The sequence below is a fragment of the Neisseriaceae bacterium CLB008 genome (assembly GCA_041228285.1).
Taxonomy (GTDB): domain Bacteria; phylum Pseudomonadota; class Gammaproteobacteria; order Burkholderiales; family Neisseriaceae; genus JAGNPU01.
Window position 1 is genome coordinate 711,556 of sequence record CP166133.1, and the last position, 26,839, is coordinate 738,394.

A 26,839-nucleotide genomic window follows, 5' to 3' on the forward strand; every position below is an offset into this window, starting at 1 on the left:
ATGAAAGACGGTCTATGACGCTGACTTTGATGTCCCGAATTTATTGCAGCCTCTGTACGGATATGCAGGCGCAGCTAGAGGCTTTGCAGGCCGAGTTTGATTTTGAGCTGGTGGTTTTAGATGTAGATGCTGATCCTGAGCTGGAGGCGCAATACGATGAGCTGGTGCCGGTGCTGTTGGCTGGTGAAACGCAGCTGTGTCATTGGCATTTAGACCTCGCTAAGGTTCGTGCATATTTGACGAATATGAGTTAAAATAAACCCCTTGATTACATGTAAGGGCAGGCACTTAACGCGACCTGTCCTTTCTTATTTTTTTATAAAGCCTCTATGAAACACATCAGAAACTTTTCTATTATTGCCCATATTGACCATGGTAAATCAACGCTGGCCGATCGTTTTATTCAATATTGCGGGGGTTTGGACATGCGCGAGATGAGCTCGCAAGTGTTGGACTCGATGGACATTGAAAAAGAACGTGGCATCACGATTAAAGCCCAAACGGCTGCGCTTACTTATAAAGCCCGTGATGGTGAGACTTATCAGCTCAATCTGATTGACACCCCCGGACACGTTGACTTCTCATACGAAGTCTCGCGCTCGTTGAGCGCCTGTGAAGGCGCGCTGCTGGTGGTAGATGCCTCTCAAGGCGTCGAAGCCCAAACCGTCGCTAACTGCTACACCGCCATTGAGCTAGGCGTGGAAGTAGTGCCGGTGCTGAATAAAATTGACTTACCTGCGGCAGACCCAGAGCGAGTGGCTCAGGAAATTGAAGACATCGTGGGTATTGAAGCCATTGATGCGGTACAAACGTCGGCAAAAAGCGGCATCGGCATTGATGACGTGCTGGAAGAAGTCGTGAAGAAGATTCCACCGCCAGTGGGGGACGTGGATGCGCCATTGAAGGCCTTAATCATCGACTCATGGTTTGACAACTATGTGGGCGTGGTGATGTTGATCCGCGTGATTGACGGCGTGTTGCGCCCGAAAGACAAAGTGACCTTCATGGCCACCAAAGTTGATTCTCAGGTTGAGCAAGTCGGCGTGTTTACCCCTAAATCGGTGAAGCGCGATAGCCTATCGGCGGGTGAGGTGGGCTTTTTGATCACCGGCGTGAAGGAACTTCAGGCGGCCAAGGTAGGCGATACCGTTACCCATACCGCTAAGCCTGCTGCTGCGGCATTACCAGGCTTTAAAGAAGTTAAATCACAGGTGTTCGCTGGGCTTTACCCGGTTGAAAGCCACGATTTTGAAGCCTTGCGTGAAGCCTTAGAAAAGCTACAGTTAAACGATGCCTCGCTGCATTTTGAGCCGGAAGTGTCTCAAGCCTTAGGCTTTGGCTTTCGCTGCGGCTTCTTAGGCCTATTACACCTAGAAATTGTGCAAGAGCGCTTAGAGCGCGAGTTTGACATGGATTTAATCACCACGGCCCCGACGGTAGTGTATCAAGTGGTGCAAAAAGACGGCACCATGCTGGAGGTTGAAAACCCATCTAAGCTACCGGATATGGGCGCCATTGAAACGATTATGGAGCCGATCATCACCGCCACCATCTTGGTGCCGGAAGAATACGTCGGTTCGGTAATGACGCTGTGTAATCAAAAGCGGGGCGTGCAAAAGAACATGCAGTATATGGGCCGTCAGGTTATGTTGACCTACGAAATGCCGATGAACGAAGTGGTGATGGATTTCTTTGACAAGCTTAAGTCTACCAGCCGTGGCTATGCTTCTTTAGACTATGAGTTTAAAGAGTTCCGCGCCGCTGATTTGGTGAAGCTAGACATTCTGGTGAACAGTGAAAAAGTCGACGCCTTGAGCCTGATCGTGCATCGCCAAAGCGCCGTCTACCGCGGTCGTGAGCTGGCTTCTAAAATGCGTGAGCTCATCCCGCGTCAGATGTTTGACATTGCGGTTCAGGCCGCGCTTGGTGGCCAGATCATTGCGCGTGAAAGCATTAAAGCTTTACGTAAAAACGTGTTAGCCAAATGTTATGGCGGCGACATTTCACGTAAGCGTAAGCTGCTGGAAAAACAAAAAGCCGGTAAGAAACGCATGAAGTCTGTGGGCAACGTTGAAATTCCACAGGCGGCGTTCTTGGCCATTTTACAAGTTGGAGATAAATAATGACCCCAAATATGCTGTTCGGTGCCATAGCCTTATTTGTGGTGGGCTTGGTCTTGTTTGCTAAGAGTAAAAAAACCAAAGAGGCTGGTGAAGATTGGTCTAGCGCCTTACAGTGGGGTTATTTGTTGATGTTGGTGGGCGTGTTTGGTGGCCTGTCTTACTTCATGAGCTTTACCGCCGTTCTGTTGATTTTTGTTTTGGTGACCGGCGTGGTGTGGTTTTATGACCGCGCCCAAACCAAGAAAAAAACCGACCAGGCTGGCAATAAGCACCATTTTGTCGACTATATGCGCGGTTTTTTCCCCGTGATTTTCGTGGTGTTTGTGCTGCGTAGTTTTGTGGCCGAGCCGTTCCAAATTCCATCTAGCTCTATGCGTCCAGGGCTAGTGGTGGGTGACTTTATCCTGGTGAATAAGTTTGTGTACGGCCTGCGTTTACCGGTGGCGAATAAGGTCATCATCCCCGTGGGTGAGGTTGAGCGCGGCGACGTGGCTGTGTTTAACTATCCGCGTGACCCAAGCCTTAACTACATTAAGCGGATTGTGGGCGTGCCCGGCGATGTGATTGATTACCACAATAAAGTGTTGACCATCAATGGTGAAGTCATTAAAGATGAGTTTGTGGGTGAGGCCAGCTATTTAGAAGCGACGCCACAAGGCCCTGTGAACTTGAACAATAATCTGTTTGACGAAACCATGGGCGACAAGCGCTACCAGGTGTATCAAATGCCGCAAATGCCGACGCTTCAGCTTTCTGGCGTGGACTCTGACTTCCCGTTCCGTGACCAGTGTCTGTATGAAGAAAATGGCTTTACCTGTAAAGTCCCACAAGGACAATACTTTGCCATGGGGGATAACCGTGACAACAGTGAAGACAGCCGCTATTGGGGGTTTGTAGACAGTCAATACATTGTGGGTAAGGCCTTCTTGGTGTGGATGAACTTCGGTGACTTCTCTCGCGTGGGTACTAAAATTCAATAGGTTTTGGGCATGATGAGGCCTTTTTAGGCTGAGCTGTAAACGAAACAGGCATATTGTTGAAAAAGGGCAGAACTATTCTGCCCTTTGTTGTCTCTAAAAAAAACGCTGACGCCAGCCGTTCAGCGTGTACAATTGATCCTGCACACACATGGTAAAAGGCTAACAAAAATGAGTTCGACAGAAGCGTTTACACGCAATTTACAAAAATTACAAAAGCAAATTGGTTATGAGTTTCAAAACCAAGCTTTGGTGCATCAGGCGTTGACCCATCGAAGTTTTTCTTCGAAGAACAACGAACGCTTTGAGTTCGTGGGTGATTCTATTTTGAATTACTCGGTCGCCAAAATGTTGTTTGATGCCTTTCCTAATCTCACCGAAGGCGAGCTATCGCGCTTGCGCGCTAATCAGGTCAACCAAGATGCCTTGGCCGAGATCGCCCAGCAGCTAAGCTTAGGGTCGGTGTTGTTTTTGGGTGAAGGCGAATTAAAAAGCGGTGGCTTTCGCCGACCGTCGATACTGGCCGACGCATTAGAGGCGCTGTTTGCCGCGGTCAGCTTTGATAGCGATTTTTTAAGAGCTGAAGCCGTGGTGCGTCATTTGTTCAAAGATCGTATTCAGCACATTGATTTACGCGATCAATGGAAGGATGCCAAAACCTTACTGCAAGAAGCTTTGCAGGCTCGTCGTTTTATGTTGCCGAAGTATCGCATTGAACATCAAACCGGCGGTGCGCACGAACAGGTGTTTACCGTACAGTGTGATTTAGGTGAACTGGCCTACATCACGCGTGGCGAAGGCGGTAGCCGTCGTCAGGCAGAGCAGCAGGCGGCCAAATTGGCTTTAGCCTATGTGGAACAAACTTATCCTCTTAACAAAAAGAAATGATCATGACTCAAGAATATCGCTGTGGCTTTGTGGCCATCGTGGGTCGCCCCAACGTGGGCAAATCGACCCTGATGAACCACTTAATCGGCCAAAAAATCAGCATCACCTCCAAAAAAGCCCAAACCACGCGCCATAAGGTTAATGGGATTTATACCGAAAATGAGGCTCAGTTCGTGTTTGTCGACACGCCTGGATTTCAAACCTTTCATAAAAACGCGCTGAATGAACGTTTGAATAAAAACGTGACCGAAGCCATTTCTGGTGTCGACATGGTGTTTATGGTGGTTGAAGCCATGCGTCTAAGCGATGCTGACCGCTCGGTGATGGCTTTGTTGCCTAAGCACTTGCCGGTGTATTTAGTGGTAAATAAATTGGACAAGGCCAAAGACCGCGAGGCACTGGCTGAGTTCATCGAAAAAGTGCAGGCTGAGTTTGAGTTTGCCGGCGTTGAAGTGGTCAGCGCCAAGCATGGCCAACGCATTGGCAACCTATTGGACATGGTGCGCCCACAATTGCCTATTGGTGAAGCCATGTATCCTGAAGACATGGTGACCGATAAAAGCAGCCGCTTTATGGTGATGGAAATCGTCCGAGAAAAAATCTTCCGCTACATGGGCGAGGAATTGCCCTATGCGATGAACGTTGAAGTGGAGTCGTTTAAAGAAGAAAACGGCATTCAGCATATTTACGTGGCCATTTTGGTGGATAAAGACGGCCAAAAAGGCATGGTCATCGGCAAAGGTGGCGAGAAGCTGAAGAAGATTTCAACCGAAGCGCGTATTGATATGGAAAAAATGCTGGATCAAAAAGTCTTTTTGAAAGTGTGGGTCAAGGTCAAGTCTGGCTGGGCCGATGACGTGCGCTTCTTGAAAGAGCTGGGCCTGTAGGCCAAGTGTTGATTTAAAAACCCCCTGAGCAGTGGCTCAGGGGGTTTTTTGTTGCTTACCACATGCTGGCGCGTTTATGGCCGCCACGCATGCGCAGGTATAAACAGGTGCCCGCCACGAGGGTGAGCAGCTGTGACGCCACCAAGACAGAAAAGCCTGAAGACACCGTGCCTTTGCTGGCCATGACTATGCCCATCAACATCGGGATGAAGGCGGCGAAGGTGTTGCCAATGCCGTTGATGAGGCCGTAGGCCGTACCGACGCTGTCGGCTTGGGCGTGGTATTGAATCAAGGTGGGAATGGCGGCGCCCTGAATGCCCCAGCAGGCGTTGGCGGCCAAGAGAAAAAACGCCAGCCAAGGAATGGCTTGGCTGAACATAACCCCTAGCATGCACAGTGCCGTGGCCAAGCCGCCAAAGGCAAAAATCAACGGTGCTTGCTTAGGCTTGATTTTATCTAACAGCATACCACCGAGGTATTTAGAAAAAATACTGACCACAAAGGGTAGCGACGAAATAAACCCCATCTCTTTTATGGAAAATCCTTTGTCGCTGGTTAAGTAGGCCGGTAGCCAGGAGCTAGAGCCCCATAGATAGCTTAAGGTGGCGATTTCAACCACGATGATCCAGCCCAGCATAGGGGTGCGCCAAGCGTGGGCAAAAGTGGTCCAGACGCGGCTAAATACAGGCTGGGCGATGGTGCTTGGATTGGCTGCTGGAGCGTGAGTGGGTGGGCGCACAAAAAAGTGGATGAGGCCTAGGCCAACGACTAAGTTAAGGCCAGCCAAAACGTAAAATGATTCAAACCAGCCAAAATGGCTCATGAGAAACGTCACCAAGGGAAAGCCGATCACCAGGCCAAAAGACACCCCTAAGGCGCTCACGGCATTGGGTTTGCCCAGTTCGCCCGGACGGAAGTGGTCGCTGATGTACATGGTTTTGAGCGAGAACAGCGGCCCTTCGCTGATGCCCAAGAGGGCACGCACAACCAATAAGGCGGTAATCGAGCCCATAATCGGCGATAGGGCGGTGAAGACGGCCCAAAGCAGTACGCTGATCATGAGGCCTTTACGGTAGCCTAGAAGGGTTTCTAAGAAGGGCGTAAGCAGCATGGCGGACAAGCCATAGCCCAGTAAAAAAAGCGTCATCAGGCTGCCTTGGGCGGCGCGATTGCCGCTTAGGCCAAAATGGTTGAGAAAGTCAGGATTGACCAGCATGACCGAAATGTTGACGCGGTCGACGTAGGCGATGACGATTAGGATCAGGAGGGCGATCACGCCCCACCAGCGATTTTGTTTCATATTTTTCCTCTATTTGTTTTTGTAGTAAAACTTAGTTTGTTAGATAAAATATATCTGATGGCGCTGGCCGTCAAGAGCCGATCTGTCGGTGAGGGTGTGTGCGAGGCGTTCGTGGCGGTAAAGCGGTGTATGGGCCAAAAAAAAGACCGCAGCAGCGGTCTTTTGGGTGCGTGATGGCGTCAAGCTTAATCGTTTAACACCAAAATGCCTTCGGCTTCAACTTGAACGCCTTTAGGTAAAGACGCCACGCCGATGGCGGCGCGTGCTGGGTAAGGCTCGGTGAAGTACTGAGCCATGATTTCGTTAAAGGTGGCGAAGTTGCCAAGATCGGTTAAGAACGCATTGATTTTCACCACTTGGTCTAAGCTGCCGCCTGCTTCTTCAACGATGGCTTTGAAGTTTTTGAATACTTGATGGGTTTCTTCTGCGAAACCACCGGCAACCACTTCGCCTGTTTCTGGGTTCAATGGAATTTGGCCAGAAAGATAAACGGTGTTGCCTGCACGTACGGCTTGAGAATAAGCGCCGATGGCGGCAGGGGCTTTGTCGGTGTGAATGATGGTTTTAGCCATGTGGTGACTCCTGTAAAAATAACTGTAGTAAGTTGTTTAAGAATCGCTGGCCCATGAGAGTGGGCGCGAGTTGGGTGGGGTCATCGGATAATAACCCCTGTTTTTGGGCTTGCTCTAGTATGCGTGAGATGACGTTTAAGCTCAAGCCAGTTCTTTCTTGAAAATAGCGTGTCGGCACGCCATTCGTTAGGCGCAGCGCATTCAGCATGAACTCAAACGGCAGCTCGCTTTTGCTGACGGGTTCGCGGCTAGAGACTTGGCTGCCGTTAAGGCTGCTGAGCAGATAGTCATTTGGGTGACGCTTACGGGTCGTGCGCTCGATATGGGTCGGGTAGGAGATTTTACCATGGGCGCCGGCGCCGATGCCTAGGTAGTCGCCAAAGCGCCAGTAGTTTAAATTGTGCTGACCATAGTGTTGCTGTTTGGCAAAGGCTGACGTTTCATAATGCTCAAAGCCAGCGCTCAGCAGCGTTTGGTGTACCGCTTCTTCGATGTCTAGGGCTTGTTCGTCCAGCGGTAAGCCTGGCGGTGGCGTGTGGCCAAAGGCAGTGTTCGGCTCTAAGGTCAGATGGTAGGCGCTGATGTGGGTCACGCCAAGGTCGATGGCGGTTTGGACATCGGCGACGGCCTCGGCCACGGTTTGGTTGGGCAGAGCGTACATTAAGTCGACGTTGACGTAGTCAAAGGCCTGTACCGCCAGCTTGATTGCCTCGATGGCTTCTTGGCCTTGGTGGATACGGCCTAAGGCGTTTAAATGGTCGTTGTGAAAGCTTTGTACCCCGATCGATAGGCGAGTGACGCCAGCCTCTTTAAACCCTAAGAAGCGATTGATTTCGAAGGTGCCGGGATTGGCCTCCATGGTGATTTCAAGATTCGGCTTCAGCGGCAGGAGCGCGCGAATGGCGCTGATCAGCTGGCTGATGGCCTCGGCGCTAAATAGGCTAGGCGTACCGCCGCCGATGAAAATGCTTTCAATAGGCCGACCCCAAACGTTGGGTAATTCACTTTCTAAATCTTTGATTAAGGCGGCGCAGTATTCTTCTTCTGGCACCTCTGTGCCTGCCTTGTGTGAGTTGAAGTCACAATAAGGACATTTCTTCACGCACCACGGAATGTGGATGTAGAGCGACAGAGGGGGCAGCGTGGTCAGCTGGCCAGACATAAAGGCAATGTGAGACATGGTGGTAGGGGTTCCGGTTAGCAGCTTAGCGGCCGTAGAGGGCGTCTAGCTGTTGCATCAGAATGGCCATGGCTTGGCCACGGTGACTGATTTTATTTTTATGTTCGGGCGCCATTTGCGCCGCGGTTTGGCCGGCATCGGCTAGGTAGAAATGCGGATCGTAGCCAAAGCCATGCTCGCCTTGCGCTTCGGCCACAAATTCACCGCGCCACATACCTTGAGCGATCAGGGGTAGAGGGTCCTCCGCGTGGCGCACTAACACCAAAACGCAGGCGTACCAAACTTCTTTATTAGCGTGCGCCGCGAGCGCTTGGCTCAGCTTCAGGTTATTGGCGGCATCTGATTTAGGCTGTTCGCCGGCGTAGCGCGCAGAATAAATGCCGGGGGCGCCATTCAGTGCCGTGGCGCAGATGCCCGAATCATCGGCTAGGGCCGGTAGGCCAGTGTGGGCACTGGCGTGACGTGCTTTGGCTAAGGCGTTTTCGACGAAGGTTAAAAAAGGCTCGGGACATTCGGGTACGTCGAGCTCACCTTGAGCGATTAGGCGTACGTGGTAGTGATCAAATAGGGCGCTGAATTCTTTGAGTTTGCCAGCATTGTTGCTGGCCATGACGATTTTGTCGAACATATTGGGCTTTCCGATGACGATAAACAAGGCTTAGCGGCGAGTGCTGCGGCTGGAGAGGCGCGCCAGCAGCGCGAGGCTAAACATTTGCCCAAAAAAACAGATGATGGCGCATAAAAACAGCAGATAGCCTACTCGGGTTTGATCCAGCGCCAAGGCTTGGTTGCCAAAAAAAGTGCTGGCGGCAAAGAGCAGGGTGAAGGCTAATAGAGCGATCAGATATTTTCGTTTTTGGGACATGGGCATACCGCATAAAAAAACCAGCCTTCGAGAAGGCTGGTCGGGGTGGAATCAATTAACGCAGCTCAGTTTGTAAACGGCTGAGGAAGGTGTTGGCGTCTTTACCTTGGTAAGGGCTGCCGTCCTCCTGGAGGATGGTTACCGTAACGGTGTTGGCGCCGGTTGGGGCCACGCTCACGATCAGCTGTGGTTTTTCTTCTGCCACGGTTTCCTGTTTTTTGCCGAACCAGCGTGTGAATACGCCTGGTTTGTCGGTTTTAATCGCATCGGCTTCTAGGTCTGCCGGTTTCACCAGGTATAAGGCACGCTCGCGGTTTTCCTGGATAACGGTTAGGCCTACGCGGTCTAGGGCTGCACCCACGCGACGGAAGGCGCGTTCGCCACTGTCTTGTAGTTCAACGCTGTTGCCCACGATGCGGGCTAGGCCGCCGGCGGGCACGTCTTTTTGTGCCAGTTGCTGGCTCACTTGCTCTTCGTTTAGGCCCAAGTACATCATGAAACGGCCCAATAGGGCGGCTTCAAGATTGGGGTCAGAAGGGCGTGGTTGCCATACGGTGGTGTCTTTGTTTTTGGAATCGTATACTTCTTCCATGCCTTTATGGCCAAAAAATACGTTCACGCCTTTGGCGCTGCGTTCCATGCGGATCACGAATTGATCGCGTTCCGAAGTCGAGTACACGTTGCCTAGGCCCACTTTTTCGAACAGCTTACGCAAGCCATCGTTAGGCAGCTTGGCGCGGTTTTCGGCCCACTCGGTTTGCATCAAACCAATTTGGGGTTCTTCCGATGCCATCACAAAGCCCATTTCTTGCCAGAACTGTTTTAGCTGTGGCCACACTTGATCTGGGCTTTTATTGTCGATGGCTAGCCAGCGCTGAGCGCCATCGCGTTCGATGTGGATGTCTTTAACCTGAGGTAAAAGCGCTGGGTTGCCGGTGACTTGAGCCCCGCCTTTGCCTGCATTGGCAATTTGGGTGGCGGTTACGGCGCCTTGAGGAATCACGTAGCGTGGGTCCATATTGGGCGTGGTCAGATCGGGCGGCACGGCTAAAGACACTTCTTTAGGCATGCTGGGCGATTTGTAGTCTAGCTTGGGTTCGGCAGGATTATTGCTGGCGCAAGCCGCTAAACTCAGGATGGCAAGTGCACTCAAAGAGCGTTTTAACGAATTCATCTAGGCTTCCTGTTATTAAATAAGGTTGGCTTGCTGTAACGCTGCCATTACTTTTGATTGTCCTGCGGCAGATAGTTCCGTCAATGGCGCACGAACGTGGTCATTGGGCAGAATGCCTAGGGTTTTAAGAGCCCATTTAGGTGCGGCAGGGCTAGGTTCGCAAAATAAATCACTGTGTAGTGCTTGGAGGCTGTCATTGAGCTGGCGCGCAGTAGCAATGTCGCCGGCAAGCGCCGCTTGGCACATGTCGCTATAGGCTTTAGGGGCAACGTTGGCCGTCACCGAAATGCCGCCGTGGCCGCCGCACAGCATAAAGGCCATGGTGGTGGCGTCGTCGCCAGAGTAAAGGGCAAAGCCTTCAGGGGCGCGACGAATCAAATCACAGGCACGGCCAATATTACCGGTTGCGTCTTTGAGGCCCACGATGTTGTCGATCTGGGCTAGTTTTAAGGCGGTGTCGTTGTGCAGGTCAACAACGGTGCGTCCCGGTACATTATAGAGGATCATCGGGATGCTGGTTTTGTCCGCAATCATTTTGTAGTGCAAATACATGCCTTCTTGATTCGGCTTGTTGTAATAAGGCACCACCGATAAAGACAGGTCAGCGCCGAGGCGTTCTGCATGAGTGGATAGGTTGATCGCTTCATGGGTGTTGTTAGCGCCGGTGCCGGCGATGACCTTGATGCGCTTATTAACATGCTTGACGGTGTACTCAACCACTTCTAGGTGTTCATCCACGCTCAGGACGGATGATTCACCAGTGGTGCCCATGGCCACGATGCCTTGGGTGCCGTTGGCGATGTGCCAATCAAGAAGTGCTTGGTAGCTTTGATAGTCTACTTTGCCTGTTTCAGTCATGGGGGTGACGATTGCAACAATACTGCCAGTAAGCATAATAACCTCTATTCGTAGCCTTAAAATGTTAAGCAAGTTTTTTTCGATTGTAGCCTATTTTTTCGACCAGCCATAGTGTTTTCAAGAGAATCCTCTGGGTTGCATGGTTTATTCTGGGGTAGGTGTGCTAAAATTAGCGGTTTTAGCGCTTTATAAAATTTTTGTAAGGAATTCGGTGTGATCAGTACCAGTAATATCACGATGCAGTTTGGCGCCAAGCCATTATTTGAAAATGTTTCGGTTAAATTCGGCGGCGGCAACCGTTATGGTTTGATTGGCGCCAATGGCTCCGGTAAATCCACGTTTATGAAAATTCTGGGCGGTGATTTAGAACAAACCAGCGGTGAAGTGGCGATTGAAACCGGCATGCGTTTGGGTAAATTACGTCAAGACCAATTTGCTTACGAAGAGATGCGCGTTTTAGACGTGGTGATGATGGGCCACACCGAGATGTGGGCCGCCATGAGCGAGCGTGATGCCATTTACGCCAACTTAGAAGCCACCGAAGATGATTACATGCATGCGGCTGAATTAGAGGCCAAGTTTGCGGAGTACGATGGCTATACGGCCGAAGCGCGTGCGGGTGAACTTCTGTTGGGCGCCGGCATTGAGCTGTCTTTACACAATAGCTTGATGAGCGAAGTAGCGCCTGGTTTTAAGCTACGCGTGCTGCTGACTCAAGCCCTGTTCTCTAAGCCAGACGTATTGTTGTTAGATGAACCGACCAATAACTTGGACATCAACACCATTCGTTGGTTGGAAGATGTCCTGAATCAGTATGAATCGACTATGGTGATCATTTCCCATGACCGTCACTTCTTAAACGAAGTGTGTACTCATATGGCCGACGTAGACTACGGTGAAATTCGTATTTATCCAGGTAACTACGATGATTACATGATTGCCAGCATGCAGGCGCGTGAGCGTCAATTGAGCGACAACGCTAAAGCCAAAGACAAAATGCAAGAGCTGCAAGAATTTGTGGCGCGCTTTAGCGCCAATAAATCTAAGGCCCGTCAGGCAACGTCGCGTTTGAAACAGGCTGATAAGCTGAAGTCAGAAATGGTTGAAGTGAAACCGTCTAGCCGCCAAAACCCGTTTATTCGCTTTGAGCCTAACGATAAATTTAAACTGCATCGTCAGGCCGTCGAAGTGGCTAATTTGAGCAAGCGCTTTGAAGAGCTGCTGTTTGAAAAGCTGAATTTGATTCTAGAAGCCGGCGAGCGTTTGGCCATTATTGGGCCTAACGGCGCGGGTAAGTCCACGCTATTAAAACTGTTGGCCGGCGGTTACGATGCTGCCTACAGCGATGGCGTGACGCCAGACACCGGTACGGTGAAGTGGGCTGAAAAAGCGCAGCTGGGCTATTACCCACAAGATCACGAACAAGATTTTGATTGTGATGATAACTTGACTGAGTGGATGCGCGAATGGGGTCAAGAAGGCGATGATGAGCAAGTGATTCGCGGTACGCTAGGACGCTTACTGTTTGGCAGCAACGACGTGACTAAAAACGTACGCGTTTTGTCCGGTGGTGAAAAAGGCCGCATGCTGTACGGTAAATTAATTTTACAGCGCCCGAACGTGATGATCATGGACGAACCGACCAACCACATGGACATGGAAAGCATTGAGTCCTTGAACATGGCTTTGGAAAAATACACCGGTACGTTGATTTTCGTGTCGCATGACCGTCAGTTTGTGAGCTCCTTGGCCACCCAGATTATTGAACTAGATGGCAAAGGTGGTTTTGAACACTACTTGGGTGACTACGAAGGTTACCTAGCCAAAAAAATGGCGTCTTAAGCGACGTCTCCCCAAACCCTGTCGAGATCCGGCAGGGTTTTTTTATGTCGTTTTAAGCATGAGTCCAGATCGTGAAACGACTGCTGAAAGGATCACCATGAGCCGTATTTTTCAACCCCAATACCTACAGCCGCCGCGAGGCTTTACCGAACCGGTTGTGCTGGATGAATCGCCGTTGTGTTTGGAAATAGGCGCGGGGATGGGTAAGCATGCGCTGGATTTTGCCGCAGCGCATCCTGACAAGCGTCTGTTCGCGATTGAGCGTACGGCGGCTAAGTTTCAGGCCTTTGCTGCGCGCGCGGCGGTGGCCGAATTGGCCAACTTACATCCAGTGCATGCCGATGCTTTGCCTTGGGTGGTGCATGCTTTGGCGCCCGCCTGCTTGAGTGAGGCGTTTATTCTGTATCCGAATCCAGAGCCTAAGAATCCTGCTCAGCGATGGTTGAACATGCCTTTTTTTGCTTTCTTACTGTCGCGCCTGCAGCCAGGGGCCACCTTAACCTTGGCCAGCAATATTGAGGCCTATATTGATGAGGCAGAAGCACAGCTGCAAACGCAGTGGCGGCTGCCTTATGTACGTGAAGCGGTAGCCGCAGGGCGAGACCGCACCCACTTTGAAACCAAGTATTTGGCGCGGGGCGAACCCTGTCAGCAGCTGGTGTTGACCAAGCCCGAAGGGTATCAAACGCCTTTTGATACCGTGATCGCTTCGGCACATCGAACGCGTTAATGCGGTAGACTGATGATCGGTTAGTGGGCCTGAATATTTGGATGGAGGCATGATGGCAGACGTGATTTGGGTAGTTATTGCGGGAACGTTGTTAGCGGGGTTTGTACAAGGGCTGTCTGGCTTTGCCTTTGGCCTCGTGGCCATGTCGGTTTGGGCCTGGACTTTAGAGCCACGCTTAGCGGCTTCTTTGGCCGTTTTTGGCGCCCTAGTTGGGCAGATCATGGCGGTCTTTACCCTTAAGCGGCGGGTGGATTGGCGTTTGCTGCGGCCTTTTTTACTCGGTGGCCTAGTCGGGATTCCGTTGGGGGTGATGGTGTTGCCGCTGGTCAATGTGGCGCTCTTTAAGGCGATCTTAGGTGGGTTGTTGGTGGTTTGGTGTCCGCTGATGCTGCTGTCGGCGCGTTTGCCGGCGGTGACGCTGAACCACCCTTGGATTGATGCTTTGGTGGGCGCTTTGGGCGGCGTGATGAGTGGTCTGGGTGGGTTTTCTGGTACGCTCCCGACGCTGTGGTGTACCTTGCGGCAAATGGACAAGCATGCCCAGCGCAGCATCATTCAAAATTTCAATTTGGGCATGCTGGCGGTGACGATGGCAACCTATGTGGGCACGGGTATTGTGACGGTGGCGATGCTGCCGCTTTTTGCGCTGATGGTGCCGACCATGCTCATCCCCGTGTTTTTGGGTACGCGGTTGTATTTAGGCATCAGCGATCAGGCGTTTAAGCAGGTGGTGTTGTCATTGTTAACGCTGTCGGGCGTGACCTTATTGCTGTCGGCGCTGCCGCAGCTTTGGTGAGCCTTGGGGCGATAGGATAGGGAGGCGGCGGCGGCGGTGGGCTACAAATAGCTAAAAAACCATGGCTTATCGTATCTTTTCCTATACGCCTACAACGTAGGCCCTTAAGCGTAGGGTGGGTCGTGACCCACGCGGGTTTTAAATTTAGATCCGTGAGCACGTTAAGAGCGGTGGGTAGGCTTCGCTTTACCCACCCTACGAATGGTGATAAACCATGGCTTATCGTATCTTTTCCTATACGCCTACAACGTAGGCCCTTAAGCGTAGGGTGGGTCGTGACCCACGCGGTTTTAAATTTAGGCACATGAGCATGTTAAGAGCGGTGGGTAGGCTTCGCTTTACCCACCCTATGAATGGTGATAAAACCATGGCTAAACAATACTTGAGCTGATGTGACCCTACCCCAAAGAGCCGCATGAACAAGCCGCGGCGCTATGGTTTCTTGTAAAATCACGACATTTCATACATCACAAAAAATGCTGGCACCGCTAAGGGCGCCAGCATCTAAGGCATCAGGCTGAGTTCACCCGCTAGGCCGGGTGTTTCTCAACGGCAATCTTCCGTAATTCATTTTTCTGAATTTTATTGGTGGCGGTTTTAGGTAGCTCACCAAACTCAAAGGCTTTAGGCACCTTAAAGCCGGCCAAATGCTCGCGGCAGAACTGATTCAACTCTTCGGCGGTAACGGTGGCATTGTCTTTGGTTTCCACAAAGGCAAACGGCACTTCGCCCCACTTGGCATCCGGTGCGGCCACAACGGCGCAGGCCAAAACGTCGGGATGGTTGTACAACACGTTTTCCAATTCGATGCTGGAGATGTTTTCACCGCCAGAGATGATGATGTCTTTACTGCGGTCGGTGATTTTAACGTAGCTGTCGGCGTCCCAAACGCCGATGTCGCCGGTGTGGAACCAGCCGCCGGCAAAGCTAGCGGCGGTGGCTTCTTCATCTTTAAAATACCCTTTCATACAAATATTGCCACGGAACATTAATTCCCCCACGCTGTGGCCGTCTTGCGGGACTTTTTTCATGGTCAATGGATCGATGACGGCGAGGTCTGCCTGCATGTGGTAGCGGAGGCCTTGTCGGGCTTTGAGTTCTGAGCGTTGGGCGGCGCTTAGGTCTTGCCACTCAGGATGTTCAATACAGACTGAGGCCGGTCCATACACTTCAGTGAGGCCATAAACGTGGGTGATGTCAAACCCCATGGCCTCAAGGCTGGTGAGGGTGGCTTCTGGTGGCGGTGCGCCGGCGATCATGCCTTTAACCGTGTGTTCAATGCCGGCCTTAGCGGCGGCGCTGGCGTTGGCAAAGCCGGAGTGGACGATGGGCGCGGCTGAATAGTGGGTGATTTTTTCTTGACGAATCAAATCGAGGCAGTGTTGGGGCTCAAATTTACGTAAGCAGACGTTGACGCCTGCACGTGCGGCGATGGTCCAAGGGAAGCACCAGCCATTACAGTGAAACATGGGCAGCGTCCATAGATACACTGGGTGTTTGGGCATGTCCCATTCCAAGATATTGGACACGGCATTCAGGGCGGCGCCGCGATGATGGTAGACGACGCCTTTAGGCTTACCCGTGGTGCCCGAGGTGTAGTTCAGGGCGATGGCGTCCCATTCATCGGTGGGCATGGTCCAGTTAAATTCAGGATCACCGGCTTTGACGCAGTCTTCATAGTCAATGTCGCCAAAGGCGGCCACGTTTTTAGGCCCTTCTACATCGTTTACTTGAATCAGCTTGAGCTGCGGCAGGGCCTGGCGTAAGGCTTGAGCATGGCCGGCGAACTCACCGTCGATCAAAATGGCTTTGGCTTCACCGTGGCTGAGGCAATAGATTAAATCCTGTAGGTCTAGGCGCGTGTTTAAGGTGCTGAGGACGGCGCCGCTCATGGGGATGCTGAAGTGGGCTTCGACCATGGCGGGGGTGTTGTACAGTAAAGTGGCGACGGTGTCGTTTTTACCGATGCCCATGTTTTGTAGGCTGCTGGCAAAGCGCTTACAGCGCTCGAACGTTTGGGCCCAGGTTTGACGAATGGGGCCGTGCACAATGGCTAACTTAGGGCCATAAACGAGGGCGCTGCGGGCCAAATAGTCGATGGGGCTAAGCGCCACGTAGTTGGCCGTGGTTTTAGGCAGGCCTTGATCAAAGGGGGACGACATGGAGGACTCCTTCTTACGTAAACGAGATGGGCATAGGCCCTTGTTGTTATGATGGGTGACGCGATGCTGCATGTCTTGAGATTAGCAGTAAATCTGTACGGGGCAAAGTGCTGTCTTGACCAAGGTTTAATCTAGATCAGTTTTGTCGTAGGCCGATGCAGTTGCCCCAAGGGTCTTGAACTTGGCACATCCAAGACTGTGGGCCAATGTTCATGGGCCCGCGGTAGAGCGTGGCCCCCAGGCCGCAAAGGCGCTCAATTTCGGCCTGGATGTCATCGGTCGACCAATACACCACTGAGCCGGCTGGACCGCAGGCGACTTTGGCGTCGGCGTTGACGATGGCCAGTTCAACCGTGCCTATCTGTAGGTGGCCCCAGTCGTCGGGCTGATGGCGAATGCGCTCGGCTTGGGGGAAGGCCTGCGCATACCAATCGGTGGCGCTTGCCCAATCGGGGACGTGCAGTAAAATGGCGACGATGTGGGGTGTGGGCGAGGGCATATTGACCTTTGTGCAGGGAATGTGAAAATGCCCCGTCGTGAGCGACAGGGCATTGGTTGATTTAGGGTGCTTACTTAGTTGGCGTATTTTGATCTTGCATTTTTTTTAATGCGCGAAATACAGCGAGACGTCGTCTATGTTGCATAATAAATCCTCTCTAATAATGATTTTGTTTTGTTGGTTATTCATTACGAGACCAGTAAAACAATCGGTTGGTTATTTTTGGAGTTGTGGCCGTGAGAGCGTGAGAGTCAAACAAAGTGATGAGTACAAGTGGTTATTATTAAATACTTATCGTGCCACACATAGATAGACGTTATAGGAATAGAAAAGTTCTGTCAAGCATTAAATTGAATTTGATTCATTTATTTAGCTTAATCAAACCTCATATTGATCTTGGTTAAGCCTTTGTTTTTTGAGTAAAACCAAAACCGAGCCATCGTTGCCGCTGGATTCTTCAGTAAAGGCTAAGACATCGGGGTGTTTTTTGAGCCATTGGCGTACGGTGGCTTTGAGAACAGGTTTAAAGTCGTGGGAGCCTAAGCCGCTGCCGTGGACTACGCGGCAGCAAACGCCGTGCTGACGAATTTCATGGATGAAGACGTTCAGCGCCTGCTGAGCCTTTAGCTGCGTGTAGCCATGTAGGTCGAGTGTCCCCATGATGGGGTAGACGCCGCTGAGTAGCTTGTCTAAATCTTGTTGGCCACGACCATTTTTACTGTGTGAGGCGGGGATGTCTTCCACCCAGTCGCCCACGTAAAAGAACGCACCTTCGTCCAGCTCCACCATAGGTTGCGGGCGCACGCGGATGCCGCCCTTAGGTTTTGGGTGGTGATATTGATTGCGGCCCTTAAGCGGGGTCACCGCCCCGACCATTTGCGCAAAACTGGGCTCTGGTGCTGGTTTTGGCTTGGGCTTTGGTTTGGCGGGTGGGGCCGGAATGGCTTTTAGCTGGTCTTTAAAATCTTTGGCCATGGCGTGTATGCGTAAAAAAACTGCTTGAAGGCCTTCATGATAGCAGGCTTCAAGCAGTTTTGCGAAGGCGTGGCCTTAGAGTTTAATTAAGGTGCTCTTCAGTTCCGTGTATTTTTCTAGGGCATGAATCGACTTGTCGCGACCATTGCCCGACTGTTTGAAGCCGCCAAAGGGAAGGTTCATGTCGCCACCTTCGTCGTAGCAGTTGACCCAAACCGTACCGGCTCTGAGCTTACGCGCCACTTTATGGGCGGTGCTGAGGTTACTGGTCCAAAGTGCTGCGCCTAGGCCATATTGGCTGTTGTTGGCGATGGCCACGGCTTCTTCTTGGGTTTTGAAGGTGATGACGCTCAAAACAGGGCCGAAAATCTCTTCGGTGGCGACAATATCGTCCGGCTTGGTTTCAAAGGCGGTTGGCTCTAAGAAATAGCCTTTGCCGTCTACTTTCTTCGATTCCCCGCCCATAATTAAGGTCGATTGCGCCTTACCCTTGGCCACATAGTCCAACACTTTTTGGTATTGAATACTGTCTACTAATGGGCCCATGGTGGCTTTGTCATCTAATGGGTCGGCGGTTACGTAACGCTTAGCGGCTTCTTTAAAGTGCTGTAGGAAGGCTTCTTTAACGTCTTCTTGCACCAGAACGCGTGAGCCCGCGGTACACACCTGGCCCATATTGTAATAGATGCCGCCGGCGGCTGAACGGGCGGCTTTTTTGAGGTCAGGGCAGTCGGCGAAAATGATGTTGGGTGACTTGCCGCCTAGCTCCAGCCACACGCGCTTCAGGTTAGACTGGGCGCCGTAGCCCATGATGAGCTTGCCGACGTTGGTGGAGCCGGTAAAGGCCACGCAGTCTACGTCCATGTGTAAAGACAGGGCTTTACCGACGCTACCTGGGCCGGGCAACACTTGGAACACGCCGTCAGGAATGCCGGCTTCTTTGGCGATTTGGGCCAAGCGAATCGCGGTTAGGGGCGATTTTTCAGACGGTTTGAGGATGACGCTGTTGCCTGCGGCTAGGGCCGGCGCGTATTTCCATGAGGCCATCATTAAAGGGAAGTTCCATGGCACGACGGCCGCCACCACGCCGACGGCTTGGCGGGTTACTAGGCCTAGGTATTTAGGGTCGAGCGGGGCGACTTCATCGCCGACTTTGTCGATGACTTCAGCATACCACTCTACGGTGTGAATGCTGCCCCCAATGTCGACGGCCTGACAATCAGAAATGGGTTTGCCCGTGTCGATGGTTTCCAAAAGGGCTAATTCATCGGCGTGCTTCGTCATTAAGGCCGCCATTTTTTTCATGATGGTGGCACGCGCCCGCGGTGCTAAGTCGGCCCAAACGCCAGACTCAAAGGCGGCGCGCGCGTGTTTAACCGCTAGGTCGATCTCGATTTCACCGCATTCGGTGATTTGGGCAATTTCTTCCTCGGTCGCAGGGTTAATGCTGGCAAAGGTTTTGCCATCGGCAGCGGCTACGTATTGGCCGTTGATGAAGGCGCGGGTTTCAATGCTTAGGTTTTTTAAACGTTCTTGCCAAACACTCATAAATCTCTCCTAGTTATGACCTCACCGCGACGCGTCGCAAGGTGAGTATGAATAAGCGGGTGTGCTTTGATCCAGCCTCTGCTGACCGTCTCTATGCGATCAAGGGCTGGTATTTTTATTCTAATATAGAGAAGAATGGGCGGCTTAGCCAAGGGGTATTTGAAAATAAAGTTGAACTGTGGCTTATTTTGTCCATCGTCTGGCGGTGGTTAGGGGCGCTTTGCGGCCAGCATGGGGAATCTGCTTGCTCGTTTAAATGGCCTCGGTTAAGGTTGATCTGAGCAGCCATTGAAATAGACGAACCATAACGTCTGTCGGGCTGGATTCATTTATCTTTAGGAGCGATGTATGCAAAAGCGACCAGTCATTGGCATTCCGTGCGACGTTAAGCCGGTAGGGGCCATGCCGTTTCATTGCGTGGGAGACAAATACATTCATGCGGTGCAAAGCACGGTGGGCGACGTGGTATTGCTGCCGGCTTTGGGCCAGCAAGCGGTGATTGAACGGCTATTGCCGCTTTTAGACGGCGTGTTTTTATCGGGCTCATTATCTAATGTGGCACCCGAATACTATCATGGTGATCCGAGCCGATCGGGCACCTTGCACGACACTTTGCGGGATCAAACGACGCTGCCGCTGATTCGGAAGATAGTGTCTATGGGCATGCCTCTTTTAGGCGTGTGCCGAGGTTTTCAGGAAATGAACGTCGCCTTTGGCGGCACGCTGCACCAGCACGTGCAAGAGCTGCCCGGCATGTTAGACCACCGTGAACCCGAGAGTGACAGCATGGCGACGATGTATCAAGACGCCCACGACGTGCATTTCGCGGCCGATAGCTGGCTACAGGCATGGTTGGGTAAAGACCGCACGCGGGTGAATTCCTTACATCAGCAGGGCATTAAGGATCTTGCGCCTGGCTTAATGGTTGAGGCAACGGCGCCTGATGGCTTAATTGAGGCGGTGCGGGTGCAAGAAGCGGTGCGGTTTGCCTATGGCGTGCAATGGCATCCTGAATGGCTGTTTGATGAGAAAGAAGCCTCGGTCGCGATTTTTCAGGCATTTAAAACAGCTTGTGAGGATTACCGTCAAAATAAAGCCGAATAAGGGTGAATTTCGGACAATCAGCAGCAAAGAGACAGTGTATACAGGTTAAAAAACAGTCAGTTTATTTGAGTTTAGGCTCAAAAGGCTGGCTGTCTTTTTTGATGCTGTAAGCCTTTGAGTTATTGGGTTTAAATGATAATTATGGCGAAAATAAAATATGAAAAAGGGTTTGTGGTTTATGTTGCGGTGCAATATCGAAAGGTGGTGAGGGGTGGCTGACAGCCCGAAAATGGTGTGATAGAGTGATTTTAACCATTAGACATGAGCCTTTTCAAAATAAAAAACATAATGGTGGGCCTGCCGTGAATAGCGGTGATTTCGGGCCATTAATCGTCACACCCGTAGCACCCCCCAAACAAACGAGAAAAACCTGAGGATAAGCTATGTACCAGAATATATTTGACTGGCTAAGAGACAATCGCATCACTGAAGTCGAGTGCATTTTGCCCGACATTACCGGTGTTGCCCGCGGTAAAATTATCCCCAAAGACAAGTTCGAATCAGAGCCTGAAATGCGTCTGCCAGAAGCCGTGCTGCTGCAGACCGTAACCGGTGACTTTCCCGACGACAGCATGCTGGACTTAACCGACCCTGATATGGAGTTAAAGCCCGATGCCGCGACCTTGCGCTATGTGCCTTGGTCGGAAGACTTAACCGCGCAAATCATTTTTGACTGCTACACCCCAGAGGGCATGCCGGTGGATACGGCGCCTCGGAACGTGTTAAAGCGTGTATTGGCCTTATACGATGAGTTGGGCTGGGAGCCTGTGGTAGCCCCCGAGATGGAGTTCTATCTGGTCGCACCGAATCCAGACCCTGACATTCCTTTGAATCCGCCGATTGGGCGTACAGGCCGTGCCGAATTTGGCCGGCGCTCTTACGCGATTGATGCGGTGAATGAATTTGACCCTTTATTTGAAGACATCTATGACTACTGTTATGCCCAGAATTTAGAAGTAGACACCTTGATTCATGAAATCGGTCAGGCCCAGATGGAAATTAACTTCTTGCATGGGAATGCTTTAGAGCTGGCCGACCAGGTGTTCTTATTTAAACGCACCGTACGCGAAGCGGCGTTACGCCACAATATGTACGCCACCTTTATGGCCAAGCCGATGGAAGGTGAGCCGGGCAGCGCCATGCACGTGCATCAAAGCATCATAGATAAAGAAACCGGTAAAAACGTGTTCAGTAATGAAGACGGTTCGCCTTCTGAAACCTTCTTCCACTTTATTGCGGGCATGCAAGAATATTTACCCCGTTCCATGCCGTTCTTTGCACCTTACGTGAACTCACACCGTCGTCTAACCCCGTATTCGGCTGCGCCGACCAATGTGGAATGGGGCTATGACAACCGCACCGTGGGCTTACGCGTGCCGCGCTCTAGTGCGAATGCGCGTCGAGTCGAAAACCGTTTGCCGGGCGTGGACGTGAATCCTTATATTGCCTTGGCCTGCTCTTTGGCCTGTGGTTATTTGGGCATCCGGGATAAATTACAGCCTACGGCACCGTTAGACACCAATGCTTATGAATTACCCTATCAATTCCCCAGCACCATGGAGCATTCGATTGAAAAATTGCGTAAGTGTGAAGCGATCCAAGAAATTTTAGGCAAGCGTTTTGTGGAGATGTACATCGGCGTGAAAGAGAAAGAGATCGCTGAATATTTCCGCGTGATCAGCCCTTGGGAACGCAAACACCTATTGCTACACGTTTAATCCTGGCGCTGAATTCGCCAGTTAAAGCAAGAATATACCTAACGAGGAGAACGAATATGTCTAAAAATGCGATTGCGAAAGCCGACGGTCAATACCACCTGCACCCATTTAGCGATAATGGGGCGCTGCGCGAAGAAGGCGTACGCGTGATTGAGCGTGCAGAAGGAATTTACCTCTATGATTCTGAAGGCAATAAAATCATCGATGGCATGGGTGGCCTATGGTGTGTGAACATTGGCTATGGCCGCAAAGAATTAGCCGAGGTGGCCAAGAAGCAAATGGAAACCTTGGGGTACTACAATACCTTCTTTAAAACCACCCATCCTGCGGTGGTGGCGCTGTCGGAAACCTTAAATACGGTGACGCCAGAAGGCTTTGACTATATTTTCTACACCAACTCAGGCTCTGAGTCGGTGGACACCATGATCCGCATGGTGCGCCACTATTGGGCCAGCGTGGGCAAGCCAGAAAAGAATGTGTTGATTGGCCGCTGGAATGGCTATCACGGCTCAACCATTGCCGGCGCCAGCATGGGCGGCATGAAGGGCATGCACAAGCAAAGCGGCACGATCCCCGGTATTGAGCACATTGATCAGCCTTGGTATTACGGCCTAGGCGGTGATTTAAGCCCGGAAGAGTTTGGCCTAAAAGCGGCACAGTGGCTAGAGGATAAAATTTTGGAGGTGGGTGCTGATAAAGTAGCGGCCTTTGTGGGCGAGCCGATTCAGGGCGCCGGCGGGGTGATCATTCCGCCCTCAACCTATTGGCCGCGCATCCAAGAAATCTGCCGCAAGCACGATATTCTCCTAGTGGCCGATGAAGTGATCTGTGGCTTTGGCCGTACTGGTAACTGGTTTGGCTTCCAAACCATGGGCTTCATGCCGGACATGTTTACGTCGGCTAAGGGCATTTCTTCTGGCTACCAGCCGATTGGCGCCGTATTCATCAATAAGCGTGTGGCTGATGGCCTGATGGCTGGCGGTGATTTCGAGCATGGCTTTACTTATTCAGGCCACCCCGTGGCGGCCGCTGTGGCCAAGGCCAACGTGGAGATTTTGAAGAACGAAAACATCATTAAAAATGTGCACGACGACATCGGTCCCTACATGCAAAAACGCTGGCGTGAAACCTTTGGTCAGTTTAAATACGTCGATGACGTGCGCGGTGTGGGCATGGTGCAGGGCTTTACCTTGGTGAAAGACAAGGCTAGCCGTACCCTGTTTGAAGGCTCAGACGGCGCAGGTGTGATGTGCCGTGACATCTTCTTTAAAAACAATTTGATTATGCGCGCCTGCGGTGATCATATGGTGAGCGCACCGCCGTTGGTGATGACTCATGCTGAGATTGATGAAATGATGGCCATTGCGACGAAGTGTATGCAAGCGTTCGAAGCACAAATGGATCAGAAGCTAGGCCGCTAAGGCTGAATCTGGTTGCCGAGATGCTAAAGCCCACCCTTTTCAGGGTGGGCTTTTTTGTCGCGCGCTGGCGCCAGGTGCTAAAAGGGCAAGGCTGCTGGTGTCGACGTTGCTTTTCGGCTAACCAAGAGTTACAGGCCTAGCTCAGACCACATGGCGTCAATTTTTTGGCTGACGGCAGGGTCTTTTTTGATGACCCGGCCCCATTCACGATGCGTTTCACCTGGCCATTTATTGGTGGCGTCTAGGCCCATCTTGCCGCCCAGGCCGCTGACCGGGCTGGCAAAATCCAGATAGTCAATCGGCGTGTGATCGATTAAGGTGGTGTCGCGTACGGGATCCATGCGGGTGGTGATGGCCCAAATAACTTCTTTCCAGTCGCGCGCATCAATGTCGTCATCCACCACAATGATGAATTTGGTGTACATAAACTGGCGCAGAAAGCTCCAGCAACCCATCATGACGCGCTTGGCGTGGCCAGCATACTGTTTTTTGATGCTGACGACGGCCATGCGGTAGGAGCAGCCTTCTGGCGGCAGATAAAAGTCGACGATTTCTGGGAATTGCTTTTGCAATAAGGGCACGAATACTTCGTTCAGCGCCACGCCTAAAATGGCTGGCTCATCAGGTGGCTTGCCGGTGTAGGTGCTGTGATAGATGGGGTTTTCGCGCATGGTGATGCGCTCCACCGTAAACACGGGGAAGTGGTCTTGCTCATTATAATAGCCAGTGTGGTCGCCGTAAGGGCCTTCTAGGGCCACTTCGTTGGGGTGAATCACGCCTTCAAGGACGATTTCGGCTCGAGCGGGCACCTGCAAGTCGTTGCCGATGCATTGAACCAGCTCGGTGCGGCTGCCGCGCAATAGCCCGGCAAATTGATATTCTGACAGCGTATCAGGCACAGGCGTGACCGCACCCAAAATGGTAGCAGGGTCACAGCCCAAGACCACGGCCACGGGGTAGGGTGTGTCAGGATGGAGGGCTTTATGCGCCTGAAAATCGAGGGCGCCGCCGCGGTGGGCCAGCCAGCGCATGATTAATTTATTTTTCCCCAGCAATTGCTGGCGATAAATGCCTAGGTTTTGGCGTTTCTTGTGGGGGCCACGGGTGACGGTTAAGCCCCAGGTGACTAAAGGCGCCACGTCTTCAGGCCAACAGTGCTGAATTGGCAGCTTGGTGAGGTCGACGTCATCACCTTCGATGATGATGCTTTGGCAAGGTGCTTTTTTGACCACGTTGGGCGCCATGCTCCAGAGGTCTTTTAATAAAGGCAGTTTACTGAAGGCGTCTTTAATGCCTTTGGGCGGTTCAGGCTCTTTTAGGTAGGCGAGGGTTTTGCCCACTTCACGTAGGTCGAGTAGGGTTTCCGCGCCCATGCCCATGGCCACGCGTTCTGGCGTGCCAAAAAGGTTGGCTAATACGGGCATGTCGTAACGATGACCGTTGTGTTCGGGCCGTTCAAACAGCAATGCCGGGCCCGCGGCTTGAAGGACGCGGTCGGCGATTTCGGTCATTTCCAAAACCGGCGAGACGGGGGTTTGGATGCGTTTGAGCTGGCCGGTTTGCTCAAGCTGGGCGATAAACGTTCTTAAGTCGGTGTATTTCATGAGGGGCTGACTCGCTTCAGTAAACAATGGGCCTATTCTAAACCATTCATGCTTTTAGTGCATGGCTTAAGGCTAAGGGGCGACATCAAAAAACGGCGCCCTGATCAACGATCATCGGGCGCCGTTAGAGGGCAAAGCTTAAGCGATTAAGCTTTGCTTTGACCTTTGACGATTTGTAGACCAGCGCTGACAAGGCCAGCCATGTCGGCGACGTTGGCCGGCATGATGAGGGTGTTGCCTTCTTTGGCCATTTTGCCAAAGGCTTCTACGTATTGCTCAGCCACTTTTAAGTTAACCGCTTCCATACCACCTGGCATGCGGGTGGCTTCGGCAATGCTGCGAATGGCGTCGGCAGTGGCATCGGCAACCAGGCGTAGGGCTTGGGCTTCACCTTCGGCTTTATTAACTTGGGCAATTTTTTCACCGCTAGACTGGTTAATGGCGGCCTGCATTTCGCCTTCAGACTCTTGAATCGCGGCTTCACGTGAACCCGTAGCCAAGTTGATTTGCTCGAGTTTACGGCCTTCAGATTCGGCAATACGGGCCCGTTTTTCGCGTTCGGCGGTGATTTGTTGCTGCATGGAACGCAAAATTTCTTGCGGTGGCACTAAGTCTTTAATTTCATAACGCAAGACTTTAACGCCCCAAGAAACGGCGGCTTCGTCTAGCGCGGCCACCACGGTTTTGTTGATGTCGTCGCGCTCTTCAAACGTTTTGTCTAGCTCCATGCGGCCGATTACTGAGCGCAAGGTGGTTTGAGCCAGTTGGGTAATGGCCAAAATGTAGTTGCTGGTACCGTAAGAGGCTAAAGTTGGGTCGGTGACTTGAAAATACAAAATGCCGTCGACGGTCAGCTGGGTGTTGTCACGGGTAATACACACTTGGCTGGGCACGTCTAAAGGGATTTCTTTTAGGCTGTGCTTGTAAGCGAGCTTATCCACAAAGGGAATCAAGATGTTTAAACCGGGTTTTAGCGTGCTTTTATAGCGGCCGAGGCGTTCGACCACAAAGGCGGTTTGCTGTGGGACCACGGTGATGCTGAGCTTGGCGAACACAAAGGCCACGGCGACCACTAAAAGGCCAAGGATCATGGATTCTGACATATAAAACGCTCCTATTAAGGGGGTTAAATGGATTGGATGATGAGTAAATTACCTTCTTTGCCCACGATGATGGCCTGTTGGGTGTCGGTTGGCAGATTATGGTCGGTAAAACGGGCTTGCCAAATGGCGCCGCGGTAGCGTACTTCAATCTCGCCGCTGGGGCTGATGCCTTCGATGCTGACGATTTGTTGTAGGTCTAGATCGTCGGTACGGTGGCTGCGGCGTTGTTTGCGTTTTTTATTGTATTGATAGGCGATGAAGCAGCCCAAAAACGTCATGGCGGCCACGATGCCAAAATTCAGCGCCGTACTGGTGCCTAACAGGACGTCGGCGAAGCCAGCGGTAAAGAGGGCGATGCTCATCACCAATAGATATAAAGTGGTGCTGAATAGTTCAGCCATTAGAAAAATCAGTGCAAAAGCAAACCAAATCATGGCGCTGCCCTCAGGTGGTGATGCGTCAAAAAAAGGCGATTAGGCGTGGATGAGCCTAATCCAGAATTGATGATACAGG

General features: G+C 51.7%; 25 protein-coding genes. 11 read left to right on the top strand and 14 right to left on the bottom strand.

Features of this window, described 5'->3' with window-relative positions; all coding sequences use genetic code 11:
* The first annotated feature begins 14 nt into the window (after positions 1 to 14).
* The 5 genes from AB8Q18_03140 to era all read left to right on the top strand — a co-directional run bounded on the left by AB8Q18_03140 (position 15) and on the right by era (position 4,875).
* A complete protein-coding gene (locus AB8Q18_03140) occupies positions 15 to 254 on the top strand; it encodes a glutaredoxin family protein (protein XDZ52054.1) in 240 nt (79 codons plus the stop codon).
* A gap of 75 nt (positions 255 to 329) precedes the next feature.
* Positions 330 to 2,123, top strand: a complete 1,794-nt coding sequence (lepA, locus tag AB8Q18_03145; protein XDZ52055.1) for a translation elongation factor 4 — start codon at positions 330 to 332, stop codon at positions 2,121 to 2,123.
* On the top strand, positions 2,123 to 3,103 hold the full coding sequence (gene lepB / locus AB8Q18_03150) for a signal peptidase I (protein XDZ52056.1): 981 nt from the start codon (positions 2,123 to 2,125) through the stop codon (positions 3,101 to 3,103). Before lepA ends, lepB begins: the two co-directional genes overlap by 1 nt.
* A 168-nt stretch (positions 3,104 to 3,271) precedes the next feature.
* The gene (gene rnc / locus AB8Q18_03155) at positions 3,272 to 3,988 is read left to right on the top strand and encodes a ribonuclease III (GenBank protein XDZ52057.1); all 717 of its coding nucleotides are present in this window, start codon (positions 3,272 to 3,274) and stop codon (positions 3,986 to 3,988) included.
* Between the two features lie 2 nt (positions 3,989 to 3,990).
* Positions 3,991 to 4,875 (top strand): GTPase Era, encoded by an 885-nt coding sequence (gene era / locus AB8Q18_03160; protein ID XDZ52058.1) that lies wholly within the window; start codon positions 3,991 to 3,993, stop codon positions 4,873 to 4,875.
* A gap of 55 nt (positions 4,876 to 4,930) precedes the next feature.
* Here the strand turns inward: era and AB8Q18_03165 are convergent, their stop codons facing one another.
* From AB8Q18_03165 to dapA, 7 genes are all read right to left on the bottom strand, one after another.
* Entirely contained in the window at positions 4,931 to 6,175 is a 1,245-nt protein-coding gene (locus AB8Q18_03165; GenBank protein XDZ52059.1) for an MFS transporter, read from the bottom strand.
* A gap of 185 nt (positions 6,176 to 6,360) precedes the next feature.
* On the bottom strand, positions 6,361 to 6,747 hold the full coding sequence (locus AB8Q18_03170) for a RidA family protein (protein XDZ52060.1): 387 nt from the start codon (positions 6,745 to 6,747) through the stop codon (positions 6,361 to 6,363).
* Positions 6,740 to 7,927: a radical SAM family heme chaperone HemW gene (hemW, locus tag AB8Q18_03175; GenBank protein ID XDZ52061.1), complete on the bottom strand. Its 1,188-nt coding sequence runs from the start codon at positions 7,925 to 7,927 to the stop codon at positions 6,740 to 6,742. The genes AB8Q18_03170 and hemW overlap by 8 nt, the downstream gene beginning before the upstream one ends.
* A 25-nt stretch (positions 7,928 to 7,952) precedes the next feature.
* On the bottom strand, positions 7,953 to 8,555 hold the full coding sequence (gene rdgB / locus AB8Q18_03180; protein XDZ52062.1) for an RdgB/HAM1 family non-canonical purine NTP pyrophosphatase: 603 nt from the start codon (positions 8,553 to 8,555) through the stop codon (positions 7,953 to 7,955).
* Between the two features lie 30 nt (positions 8,556 to 8,585).
* Positions 8,586 to 8,792 carry a hypothetical protein gene (locus AB8Q18_03185; GenBank protein XDZ52063.1) on the bottom strand — a complete coding sequence of 69 codons (207 nt, stop codon included), beginning with the start codon at positions 8,790 to 8,792 and terminating at the stop codon, positions 8,586 to 8,588.
* A gap of 55 nt (positions 8,793 to 8,847) precedes the next feature.
* The gene (bamC, locus tag AB8Q18_03190; protein XDZ52064.1) at positions 8,848 to 9,966 is read right to left on the bottom strand and encodes an outer membrane protein assembly factor BamC; all 1,119 of its coding nucleotides are present in this window, start codon (positions 9,964 to 9,966) and stop codon (positions 8,848 to 8,850) included.
* A 15-nt stretch (positions 9,967 to 9,981) separates the two neighbouring features.
* Complete coding sequence (gene dapA, locus AB8Q18_03195; GenBank protein XDZ52065.1) at positions 9,982 to 10,860, bottom strand: 4-hydroxy-tetrahydrodipicolinate synthase; 879 nt, start codon at positions 10,858 to 10,860, stop codon at positions 9,982 to 9,984.
* Between the two features lie 177 nt (positions 10,861 to 11,037).
* Between dapA and AB8Q18_03200 the strand changes: the two genes are divergently transcribed.
* The 3 genes from AB8Q18_03200 to AB8Q18_03210 all read left to right on the top strand — a co-directional run bounded on the left by AB8Q18_03200 (position 11,038) and on the right by AB8Q18_03210 (position 14,192).
* Positions 11,038 to 12,666: an ABC-F family ATPase gene (locus AB8Q18_03200; protein XDZ52066.1), complete on the top strand. Its 1,629-nt coding sequence runs from the start codon at positions 11,038 to 11,040 to the stop codon at positions 12,664 to 12,666.
* 97 nt (positions 12,667 to 12,763) lie between these two features.
* Positions 12,764 to 13,396 carry an SAM-dependent methyltransferase gene (locus AB8Q18_03205; protein ID XDZ52067.1) on the top strand — a complete coding sequence of 211 codons (633 nt, stop codon included), beginning with the start codon at positions 12,764 to 12,766 and terminating at the stop codon, positions 13,394 to 13,396.
* Positions 13,397 to 13,448: 52 nt separating this feature from the next.
* The gene (locus tag AB8Q18_03210) at positions 13,449 to 14,192 is read left to right on the top strand and encodes a sulfite exporter TauE/SafE family protein (GenBank protein XDZ52068.1); all 744 of its coding nucleotides are present in this window, start codon (positions 13,449 to 13,451) and stop codon (positions 14,190 to 14,192) included.
* A gap of 530 nt (positions 14,193 to 14,722) precedes the next feature.
* Here the strand turns inward: AB8Q18_03210 and AB8Q18_03215 are convergent.
* The 4 genes from AB8Q18_03215 to AB8Q18_03230 form a co-directional block, all read right to left on the bottom strand.
* Positions 14,723 to 16,354 (bottom strand): acyl-CoA synthetase, encoded by a 1,632-nt coding sequence (locus AB8Q18_03215; protein ID XDZ52069.1) that lies wholly within the window; start codon positions 16,352 to 16,354, stop codon positions 14,723 to 14,725.
* 136 nt (positions 16,355 to 16,490) lie between these two features.
* On the bottom strand, positions 16,491 to 16,853 hold the full coding sequence (locus AB8Q18_03220; protein XDZ52070.1) for a VOC family protein: 363 nt from the start codon (positions 16,851 to 16,853) through the stop codon (positions 16,491 to 16,493).
* A 378-nt stretch (positions 16,854 to 17,231) separates the two neighbouring features.
* Positions 17,232 to 17,828: a Smr/MutS family protein gene (locus AB8Q18_03225; GenBank protein ID XDZ52071.1), complete on the bottom strand. Its 597-nt coding sequence runs from the start codon at positions 17,826 to 17,828 to the stop codon at positions 17,232 to 17,234.
* Between the two features lie 75 nt (positions 17,829 to 17,903).
* Positions 17,904 to 19,376 (bottom strand): aldehyde dehydrogenase, encoded by a 1,473-nt coding sequence (locus tag AB8Q18_03230; GenBank protein ID XDZ52072.1) that lies wholly within the window; start codon positions 19,374 to 19,376, stop codon positions 17,904 to 17,906.
* Positions 19,377 to 19,724: 348 nt separating this feature from the next.
* Here AB8Q18_03230 and AB8Q18_03235 point away from each other — a divergent pair, with 348 nt between their 5' ends.
* From AB8Q18_03235 to AB8Q18_03245, 3 genes are all read left to right on the top strand, one after another.
* Complete coding sequence (locus AB8Q18_03235) at positions 19,725 to 20,480, top strand: gamma-glutamyl-gamma-aminobutyrate hydrolase family protein (protein XDZ52073.1); 756 nt, start codon at positions 19,725 to 19,727, stop codon at positions 20,478 to 20,480.
* Positions 20,481 to 20,863: 383 nt separating this feature from the next.
* Complete coding sequence (locus AB8Q18_03240; protein XDZ52074.1) at positions 20,864 to 22,198, top strand: glutamine synthetase family protein; 1,335 nt, start codon at positions 20,864 to 20,866, stop codon at positions 22,196 to 22,198.
* Positions 22,199 to 22,254: 56 nt separating this feature from the next.
* Positions 22,255 to 23,619 (top strand): aspartate aminotransferase family protein, encoded by a 1,365-nt coding sequence (locus tag AB8Q18_03245; protein XDZ52075.1) that lies wholly within the window; start codon positions 22,255 to 22,257, stop codon positions 23,617 to 23,619.
* A 128-nt stretch (positions 23,620 to 23,747) separates the two neighbouring features.
* On the opposite strand, the gene ubiD is transcribed toward AB8Q18_03245, so the two are convergent.
* The 3 genes from ubiD to AB8Q18_03260 form a co-directional block, all read right to left on the bottom strand.
* Positions 23,748 to 25,223 carry a 4-hydroxy-3-polyprenylbenzoate decarboxylase gene (ubiD, locus tag AB8Q18_03250; protein XDZ52076.1) on the bottom strand — a complete coding sequence of 492 codons (1,476 nt, stop codon included), beginning with the start codon at positions 25,221 to 25,223 and terminating at the stop codon, positions 23,748 to 23,750.
* Between the two features lie 146 nt (positions 25,224 to 25,369).
* On the bottom strand, positions 25,370 to 26,314 hold the full coding sequence (locus tag AB8Q18_03255; protein XDZ52893.1) for an SPFH domain-containing protein: 945 nt from the start codon (positions 26,312 to 26,314) through the stop codon (positions 25,370 to 25,372).
* A gap of 35 nt (positions 26,315 to 26,349) precedes the next feature.
* Positions 26,350 to 26,760 (bottom strand): NfeD family protein, encoded by a 411-nt coding sequence (locus AB8Q18_03260; GenBank protein ID XDZ52077.1) that lies wholly within the window; start codon positions 26,758 to 26,760, stop codon positions 26,350 to 26,352.
* Positions 26,761 to 26,839 lie beyond the last annotated feature (79 nt).

Excerpts from the sequence above, each read along its gene's own strand:
- AB8Q18_03140 (XDZ52054.1), top strand. The coding sequence starts at position 15 with ATGACGCTGACTTTGATGTCCCGAATTTATTGCAGCCTCTGTACGGAT.
- lepA (XDZ52055.1), top strand. The coding sequence starts at position 330 with ATGAAACACATCAGAAACTTTTCTATTATTGCCCATATTGACCATGGT.
- lepB (XDZ52056.1), top strand. The coding sequence starts at position 2,123 with ATGACCCCAAATATGCTGTTCGGTGCCATAGCCTTATTTGTGGTGGGC.
- rnc (XDZ52057.1), top strand. The coding sequence starts at position 3,272 with ATGAGTTCGACAGAAGCGTTTACACGCAATTTACAAAAATTACAAAAG.
- era (XDZ52058.1), top strand. The coding sequence starts at position 3,991 with ATGACTCAAGAATATCGCTGTGGCTTTGTGGCCATCGTGGGTCGCCCC.
- AB8Q18_03165 (XDZ52059.1), bottom strand. The coding sequence starts at position 6,175 with ATGAAACAAAATCGCTGGTGGGGCGTGATCGCCCTCCTGATCCTAATC.
- AB8Q18_03170 (XDZ52060.1), bottom strand. The coding sequence starts at position 6,747 with ATGGCTAAAACCATCATTCACACCGACAAAGCCCCTGCCGCCATCGGC.
- hemW (XDZ52061.1), bottom strand. The coding sequence starts at position 7,927 with ATGTCTCACATTGCCTTTATGTCTGGCCAGCTGACCACGCTGCCCCCT.
- rdgB (XDZ52062.1), bottom strand. The coding sequence starts at position 8,555 with ATGTTCGACAAAATCGTCATGGCCAGCAACAATGCTGGCAAACTCAAA.
- AB8Q18_03185 (XDZ52063.1), bottom strand. The coding sequence starts at position 8,792 with ATGTCCCAAAAACGAAAATATCTGATCGCTCTATTAGCCTTCACCCTG.
- bamC (XDZ52064.1), bottom strand. The coding sequence starts at position 9,966 with ATGAATTCGTTAAAACGCTCTTTGAGTGCACTTGCCATCCTGAGTTTA.
- dapA (XDZ52065.1), bottom strand. The coding sequence starts at position 10,860 with ATGCTTACTGGCAGTATTGTTGCAATCGTCACCCCCATGACTGAAACA.
- AB8Q18_03205 (XDZ52067.1), top strand. The coding sequence starts at position 12,764 with ATGAGCCGTATTTTTCAACCCCAATACCTACAGCCGCCGCGAGGCTTT.
- AB8Q18_03210 (XDZ52068.1), top strand. The coding sequence starts at position 13,449 with ATGGCAGACGTGATTTGGGTAGTTATTGCGGGAACGTTGTTAGCGGGG.
- AB8Q18_03215 (XDZ52069.1), bottom strand. The coding sequence starts at position 16,354 with ATGTCGTCCCCCTTTGATCAAGGCCTGCCTAAAACCACGGCCAACTAC.
- AB8Q18_03220 (XDZ52070.1), bottom strand. The coding sequence starts at position 16,853 with ATGCCCTCGCCCACACCCCACATCGTCGCCATTTTACTGCACGTCCCC.
- AB8Q18_03225 (XDZ52071.1), bottom strand. The coding sequence starts at position 17,828 with ATGGCCAAAGATTTTAAAGACCAGCTAAAAGCCATTCCGGCCCCACCC.
- AB8Q18_03230 (XDZ52072.1), bottom strand. The coding sequence starts at position 19,376 with ATGAGTGTTTGGCAAGAACGTTTAAAAAACCTAAGCATTGAAACCCGC.
- AB8Q18_03235 (XDZ52073.1), top strand. The coding sequence starts at position 19,725 with ATGCAAAAGCGACCAGTCATTGGCATTCCGTGCGACGTTAAGCCGGTA.
- AB8Q18_03240 (XDZ52074.1), top strand. The coding sequence starts at position 20,864 with ATGTACCAGAATATATTTGACTGGCTAAGAGACAATCGCATCACTGAA.
- AB8Q18_03245 (XDZ52075.1), top strand. The coding sequence starts at position 22,255 with ATGTCTAAAAATGCGATTGCGAAAGCCGACGGTCAATACCACCTGCAC.
- ubiD (XDZ52076.1), bottom strand. The coding sequence starts at position 25,223 with ATGAAATACACCGACTTAAGAACGTTTATCGCCCAGCTTGAGCAAACC.
- AB8Q18_03255 (XDZ52893.1), bottom strand. The coding sequence starts at position 26,314 with ATGATCCTTGGCCTTTTAGTGGTCGCCGTGGCCTTTGTGTTCGCCAAG.
- AB8Q18_03260 (XDZ52077.1), bottom strand. The coding sequence starts at position 26,760 with ATGATTTGGTTTGCTTTTGCACTGATTTTTCTAATGGCTGAACTATTC.